Raw genomic sequence first — 6,606 nt, forward strand, 5'->3', positions numbered from 1 at the left:
GTTACGCCCCCATAATGCGATGGATGGCGTAAGGTAACTGGCAAAATTCAATGCGTTTTTCAGTTAAGTCCTTCTGGCTCATAAACTTCGCGACAGCAAAAACAATGGTGCGCTTCTTCGTAGCATTATTTTTAACAATCGCTGCTACTTTATCTGCGTTTAATGCCGCTTCATTTGAGCGCAACCATTCACTATCTGGGCGATAGAACAAATGAATACGGAATAAGTCTGTTTCACCGATAAAACCATCGGCAGAAGCTTTAGCGACCGCTTCTAACGATTGCCCAGTGGCGGTATAAAATACATAACGCGCAAGCGCGTCAAACGACGGCATCGCTTCGCCGGTAAGTAAGCTTTCAATTTGAATCGGTTCACCTAAGGTACAATAGGTGAAACTGCCGCCGATGCCTGGGGCAAACTCGTCCACTTTACGCTCACCAGTGACAGTCAGCACACCGTCCTTGAGCTCTTTCTTAATGTTGTCGAAATCTTTGCTATGTTTTGCTTCAACTTTGGCAATTTGCTCCAACAACTCAGCGTGTTTTTTCTCAAAGACCGACCAAGTTATTTTCTCAGAAAACAGTTCCTGTTTCTGATTACCTTTGAAAGGGTAGCCACTGATAACTCGACGAACACGCTCAGCAGTCATCGAATTAGCATAGTCTTCGCACTCCACAAGAATAAACTTCCGATCGCCATCATCTTTTTGATTTCGACTTAATACTGCATGGGCTGTAGTACCAGAACCAGCAAAAGAATCTAATATTATGGAGGTAGGCTGTGTTGCTAGTTCAATTACTCTCTCGATAAGACGAACCGGCTTAGGCGTTACAAAGACATCACCTGATGTGGCAAAATCCATTATTTCTAATAATTCGCGCTTAGCTTCCTGTGTGTGGCCAACATCTGCCCAGCTCCAAATTGTCTGAGGGACCCTTCCTTGCTTTACTTCTGATAAAAAGATTTTAGGAGCTGGGATGTTATTCCCGCTCTCTCCCCACCAAATCCTATTATCCGCGTCAAGCTTCCAGAAATTTTCTTCTGACACTTTCCAATAAAGTCCTCTTGGAGGGCCTTCCACAATTCTTCCACTTGGACATTTTATAGAGTAGGTTCCTTTACTATAGAAATTTCTTGCTGCTAAGTTATTCGGCCGCCATGGACCCCTAGGGTCATTATCTGGGTTTTTGTACAGTTGATTTGATGCCTCCGATCTTTCGAGCATGTTAGGAACCCAGGTCTCGCTGTTTTTCGCATAGACCAATATGTAATCATGATCTTCTGAAAAATGACGGGCTGTACTCTTTGGCGCATAATTTTTATGCCAAATACAACTGGTAATGAAATTTTCCTCTCCAAAAACCTCATCCATAAGTACTTTAAATCGCTGAACCTCATTATCATCCAATGTTATCCAGATACTCCCAGAGTCACTGAGTAACTCTTTTAAAAGAAGAATTCTTGGCCACATCATGCAAAGCCATTTGTCATGACGTTCCAAGTCTTCTTTATCAACAGGATTAGCTGACTTTTTCAACCACTCCTGCATCAATGGTGAGCGAACGTTGTCGTTATAACACCATCCTTCATTACCTGTGTTGTACGGCGGGTCGATAAAAATGCAATCAACTTTACCAGCATGAGTTGGCAGCAGCGCCTTGAGGGCTTCAAGGTTGTCGCCATGGATGATGAGGTTGTCATCAAGTGAAGCAGCCTTACCTTGCTGTGGTAACGATTTATCCGCAACCACTTTTAGTTCACGAAACGGCACACTCAGGTGGTGTGAATAAACAAACTGCTTACCTTTAAAATCCAACGTTGGCATCGGTATTCCTTAAATTCTTAATTAATTCTGATGATTAATCTCTAGTCATAAATGTGGTTGTCTGGGTTGTACTAATTGTCTAAGTGACATAACCCGGCGCGATTGCAAGGTTTTGTACCCCATAAAGAGCAGCACGATTTTTCAATGCCAGTTGGCATTGACTGATTGGTAAGCAAGCGGTCTCGGAACAGTCTACATTCCAGAGCCTGAGCAAATACCCCGCAGTTGCTGCTCTAATCTCAACCTTCATCACGCCTCCCGTCATGCCATAGTCCAGCTCTATCGCTTCACTGTACTCAATACGAGGATGCGGCACTAACTCCAATTCAACAAAGCGGTTCCATTGCCTGTCCTGAGTTTCGAGCTCCGCTTCAGATAATGTAGAGTCTTCAAGCACAACCGCTGCTTTAATGCGGGTCAGTACAAAGTCACGAAATTCACCATGTTTGCGGTCAAAACCACGAACGTGCCAACGCAAGCCATTGTCTACCAGTGTATGCGGTACAATTTCACGCGTTGTTTCTCCGCTCGATAACGACACATAGGTGATACGCAAGGCTTTGCCTTTGTGTATGGCTTCGGTGACTTTCGCGACAATCGATAAATTCGGTTTATTAAGGTGATAAGGCGCTTCACAAGCAAGGGGTGGTTTTAACTTTCCAGTAAAGCCATCGCCGTACCCTTGGCTAATGGTTGCCAGTGTTCTCACATCGTCATAGTCGAACAAGGGTTCAAATGCTTCACCACGTTTATGCAACTTGAGCTTTTGGTCATACTCAATGTTGCTTGGTGCAAGCTCTCGGTACATTGTGAAGTCTTTCGTTGCTTGTGCAGCGGCTATGCTGAAGCGATCAACTAAATCCGCCCGTACCGCTTCTCCCTTAAACAATAAGGTGAAGTCGATGTGGGCAATGCGATCCCTAGTTGCTTGTGGCAACTGCGCTATCTGCGAAAGCCTATCTGGCTTTCCTTTCGCGCCTTCTTGAGCGAGTGAACTCGCTGCTACCGTTTGTTTCAGAGCATCATTTGTCATGCGTCTTGTTTATCCAATTCAACCAGTTTCTTAAAACTCTGTTTATACAGTAAGTACCGACATCGCGTAATCACATTGAAAAGCATCACTCAATGCTGCTCTTCATTCGCAATGACTTAGCAATCTCTACCGGTTGAAGCTGGACAGATGGTCATAAAACACTGAATAGGCTTCAACCTAATTAATTTTATTAGGTGTCATCCTATCACAAATTATTTTGTAGGGAAGACTAAGCGGCAACTTTATGATCTGGATTACAATTGCCACTGAGTCATGAGCGTGAAGACCTTGTTTTGTGCCAATGCTGATAGCTGCTATCAATGTGCCACACTAACCAATGGCACCACGATGTTACCGCGATGAGATCCCCCTTTGTCCGACTCTGTAGACATCAGGGCTCGTTGCTCACTCTCCCGAATGCGCCTGGCAACTTCTGCCTGGGCTGGCAGCAATGGCAGCATCCCTTCAGCAATCGCGTCTGGGGCAGACTCTTGGCCACAGGACATCAAATGCTTCCATGGATCTTTAAGAAAGCGCTCGAACGTGATGCCAAATTCAATGATGCGGGCAGAGACGAAGATTTCGCCCCAGTATTCAATGTAGGTGTCTTGGTACATGGAAAGATTCCTCTTTTTGGTTATATACCCTGCCTACTTGCAGCCGCAGCGGTGTTACCTGCATTCGCTCACCCCAATCACATAGAAGATCTATGCTCATGGGGACTTGCTCACTTGCCGCCTAGCTGCAACACCAAGTAGTTTGGGTATAACGTAAGTTCACTTTCCATTTTCCAGAGGTTTTCAAATATGCAAGGCTTACCTTGTAGAGAGCTACAAAGCTTTAAATCGATTGCGAGCATCTTTGTAGTCATAGTGGGCATGTTCTGAGCCACGATGGTACAAATCATCCAGGTAAATTTGTTCCTGCGGCAACTCGTCTTCGCTGATTTCGCGCCACCAATGTTTATTGGCACCTTTAACACCGTCATGCCAGCGGTAACCACGCTCTTTTAAATAGTCCTTTACGTCAAACGGCGCACCAAACGCACGAACTAACACAGTTCGCCTGTCTGCTTCAGACAACAAGTTTGCAACGGACTCGGGCAACAAATAGAACAACCAGGCCATCGCCAAACAATCGGTTGCAGCTCGGTGTCCTTCATAGAACCAACCTAATCGAAGCAGCAGGTACTCAAGTTTTCGACTTTCAAAACCCAGAGCCTTCCAATCTATGCCACTGGCTGAACAGGCCCAAGATAGATGGCCTAATGCAGCAAACCGCTTTTCAAAGAAAGGACGATCAAACTGTGCATTGTGTGCAACCACCAGCGGATCATCGGATAACCAACTCGCTACCAGTGAATCATCAATGTGCTGGCCTTGCACCATATCATCGGTGATACCGGTTAAGTCGGTAATCAGCTCGGGGATTGGCTTGCCGGGTTCTTCATACAAGCTGATCACATCAACAATCGACACAATCCGCTGAGCAGAGGGGCTGTAAAGCACCTTAACCATACCAAGCTCAATAATGGACTCATCATCGGAAGACATTCCGGTTGTCTCTGTATCGAGCAGCACCATTGGCTGTTCATCACCGACCATAGGAGAAAGTTCAAGTGGCCAAGTCTGCGGCTCACGCGTTAATGGAATGCGCTCCAGCAATCTAAAATCTTCTGGTCTTTCTGGAATATCCGCGAGGCGCTCTAGCGGAAATGGCGCAGGGGCTCTTGTCATTGATGGTTCCTCTTCAATTCTATTGTTCGCTTTGGGTTATTTCACTGTGCCACAGGTTTCTCTAAATGCACCTTGGATACCTCAGCGTTTTTTTGATCTTTCTACTGGGTGACCCATGTATGAAGGCTTTGGCTAAGCCTTTCAGAAAGCCTTAGCTAAACCCTTTAGGTAACCCTTACCGATACCCTTTAGGTATGGCTTAGCCAACCCCTTTTCAAACGGTTGAAAAAGGCTTGAACTGAGTTCGACTGAGCATTTTAATGATGCTCCTGACTTCGCTTTAAGCCAGTAAATTCAATACGAAGCAGAATTTTACTAACTGTTTTTAAACCCTTTGCAAAGGGTTCAACAAGCCTTGTTTGACGGTTACTTGACCCATGCGTTAACCAGTAGCAGTAACAGGATCAGTAACAGAAACAAGAGCAGTAGGCAGAAGCAGTATTGTCCAAGCCTTGCAGGCTTTGACGAGGGCGAGCAATCCCCACATCAAGCTTTTCAACACAAAAAAGAAATCACCCACGACACAACGTCTTACTCGAACAACTACAGTTTTACCTACAATTTTACTTGTAGAAATCAGCATAGCATCAGATACTGTATAAACAAACAGTATTAATTCTATTTTTTCGAGGTTCGTCATGAGTGTCTCGCTGATAGGCCGTAGCGGCGCACTTGCCTTCATCAAAGCCAAGCGCCTTCGTATTCCATTGTTCATGGAACGTGTTTCTGCTGGTTTTCCCTCACCAGCGCAGGATTATGTTGAGCAAACGCTCGACCTCAACGAGCTGTGCATCAAGCGACCGGCTGCAACGTTCTTTGTGCGTGTTGAAGGTGATTCAATGATTGATGCTGGGATTCACCCAGATGATATTTTGGTGGTTGATCGTTCTGTTCAAGCAGAACACGGTGACATTGTCATCGCTGGCATCCATGGAGAACTCACGGTAAAGGAGCTTCAACTAAGGCCGTGCGTCAAGCTGATCCCAAGAAACCAGGCGTATGAGCCCATTCATATTCCTGAAGGGGCAGAGTTAGAGATATTTGGTGTGGTCACCAATGTGGTGCGAAACATGCGCCGTAAGTCGTGACTGTCCCATGCCTGTATTTGCCTTGGTGGACTGCAACAACTTTTACGCCAGTTGTGAGAAGCTGTTTCGTCCTGATTTAAAAGATACGCCGGTTGTGGTGCTGTCCAACAATGACGGCTGCGTGGTTGCACGCTCGCGTGAAGCTAAGTTACTCGGTATTAAAATGGGCGTACCCGTCTTTCAGATCAAAGCCGAAATGCAGCGCCATGGCATTTTGGCATTCTCCTCTAACTATGCGCTTACAGTTGGGAAATACTTTAGACATCACATGTTGTAATGTTTCAGGTTGTATAAATTAGACGTCGAGATGAGGGGTGGTTACAATTTTTACTATTGGTTAAGAAATATCTTGAAAAAGTAGATGTATGAACGCGTAACCCCCTGGGGGAAGGCTTAGCAGTGTGAATAACGGATGATTTAGGTGTTAATGTGATTGAACAAAATAGGTCGTTTCCAGATGACTTCGGCTTTGACTATTGTCTTATGTGGATTAGTACGGAGAAATATCCCTCATTTATAAGTAGGCCACACCCTGACAGTGGCGAGATCATCCATGACGTTAGGGACAACTCAAAACCATTTGCTCATAAACTTCCAATTTTAATAGACCCCGATGGTATCAATGTGGTGCCAGTGAATCTATATCTTCACTCTTTGTTGGCAGATCCAGATATATCCTCCGATAAGACGATTCAATCCCATGCAGTTGCGTTATTGAGCTTCTATCGGTGGTTGAGCACGGAAATCCCCGAACATACACACCCAAGGACTGGCCTTCTGGTTGATGAAAAACCTCCGTTAACAATATATGACTGCACCGAGAAGGTAGAGGAAAGTCCAATCGTGAGATATCGAGACTATTTATTGGAAAACCTTTATACCAAGGATGAAACTGGAAAAGTCGGTGGTTCTCCAAGTACAGCC

7 protein-coding genes and 1 pseudogene are annotated in these 6,606 nt (G+C 45.2%); 3 read left to right on the forward strand and 5 right to left on the reverse strand.

Features of this window, described 5'->3' with window-relative positions; all coding sequences use genetic code 11:
* Window position 1 precedes the first annotated feature (1 nt).
* From PR675_RS16470 to PR675_RS16490, 5 genes are all read right to left on the reverse strand, one after another.
* The gene (locus PR675_RS16470; protein ID WP_071192443.1) at window positions 2-1,825 is read right to left on the reverse strand and encodes a site-specific DNA-methyltransferase; all 1,824 of its coding nucleotides are present in this window, start codon (window positions 1,823-1,825) and stop codon (window positions 2-4) included.
* A gap of 79 nt (window positions 1,826-1,904) precedes the next feature.
* Entirely contained in the window at window positions 1,905-2,858 is a 954-nt protein-coding gene (locus tag PR675_RS16475) for a WYL domain-containing protein (RefSeq protein WP_071192445.1), read from the reverse strand.
* A gap of 317 nt (window positions 2,859-3,175) precedes the next feature.
* Window positions 3,176-3,475: a hypothetical protein gene (locus PR675_RS16480; RefSeq protein WP_071192448.1), complete on the reverse strand. Its 300-nt coding sequence runs from the start codon at window positions 3,473-3,475 to the stop codon at window positions 3,176-3,178.
* A 213-nt stretch (window positions 3,476-3,688) separates the two neighbouring features.
* Complete coding sequence (locus PR675_RS16485; protein WP_071192450.1) at window positions 3,689-4,594, reverse strand: 3'-5' exonuclease; 906 nt, start codon at window positions 4,592-4,594, stop codon at window positions 3,689-3,691.
* A 382-nt stretch (window positions 4,595-4,976) separates the two neighbouring features.
* Entirely contained in the window at window positions 4,977-5,234 is a 258-nt protein-coding gene (locus tag PR675_RS16490) for a hypothetical protein (RefSeq protein ID WP_000182836.1), read from the reverse strand.
* On the opposite strand from PR675_RS16490, the gene umuD reads away from it, so the two are divergent.
* The 3 genes and pseudogenes from umuD to PR675_RS16505 form a co-directional block, all read left to right on the forward strand.
* Window positions 5,233-5,682, forward strand: a complete 450-nt coding sequence (gene umuD, locus PR675_RS16495; RefSeq protein ID WP_000116661.1) for a translesion error-prone DNA polymerase V autoproteolytic subunit — start codon at window positions 5,233-5,235, stop codon at window positions 5,680-5,682. The two genes, PR675_RS16490 and umuD, sit on opposite strands and share 2 nt — an antisense overlap.
* A gap of 7 nt (window positions 5,683-5,689) precedes the next feature.
* A pseudogene (locus PR675_RS16500) lies at window positions 5,690-5,923 on the forward strand (Y-family DNA polymerase); the annotation flags it as partial.
* A 188-nt stretch (window positions 5,924-6,111) separates the two neighbouring features.
* A partial coding sequence (locus tag PR675_RS16505) for a hypothetical protein (RefSeq protein WP_000572561.1) occupies window positions 6,112-6,606 on the forward strand: 495 nt, incomplete at its 3' end.

It is taken from the genome of Providencia sp. PROV261, assembly GCF_028477945.1.
Classification (GTDB): Bacteria; Pseudomonadota; Gammaproteobacteria; order Enterobacterales; family Enterobacteriaceae; genus Providencia; species Providencia stuartii.

Bases quoted from the DNA above. Each gene is read 5' to 3' on its own strand.
- PR675_RS16475 (WP_071192445.1), bottom strand. From the start codon at position 2,858: ATGACAAATGATGCTCTGAAACAAACGGTAGCAGCGAGTTCACTCGCT.
- umuD (WP_000116661.1), top strand. From the start codon at position 5,233: ATGAGTGTCTCGCTGATAGGCCGTAGCGGCGCACTTGCCTTCATCAAA.
- PR675_RS16485 (WP_071192450.1), bottom strand. From the start codon at position 4,594: ATGACAAGAGCCCCTGCGCCATTTCCGCTAGAGCGCCTCGCGGATATT.
- PR675_RS16480 (WP_071192448.1), bottom strand. From the start codon at position 3,475: ATGTACCAAGACACCTACATTGAATACTGGGGCGAAATCTTCGTCTCT.
- PR675_RS16490 (WP_000182836.1), bottom strand. From the start codon at position 5,234: ATGACGAACCTCGAAAAAATAGAATTAATACTGTTTGTTTATACAGTA.
- PR675_RS16470 (WP_071192443.1), bottom strand. From the start codon at position 1,825: ATGCCAACGTTGGATTTTAAAGGTAAGCAGTTTGTTTATTCACACCAC.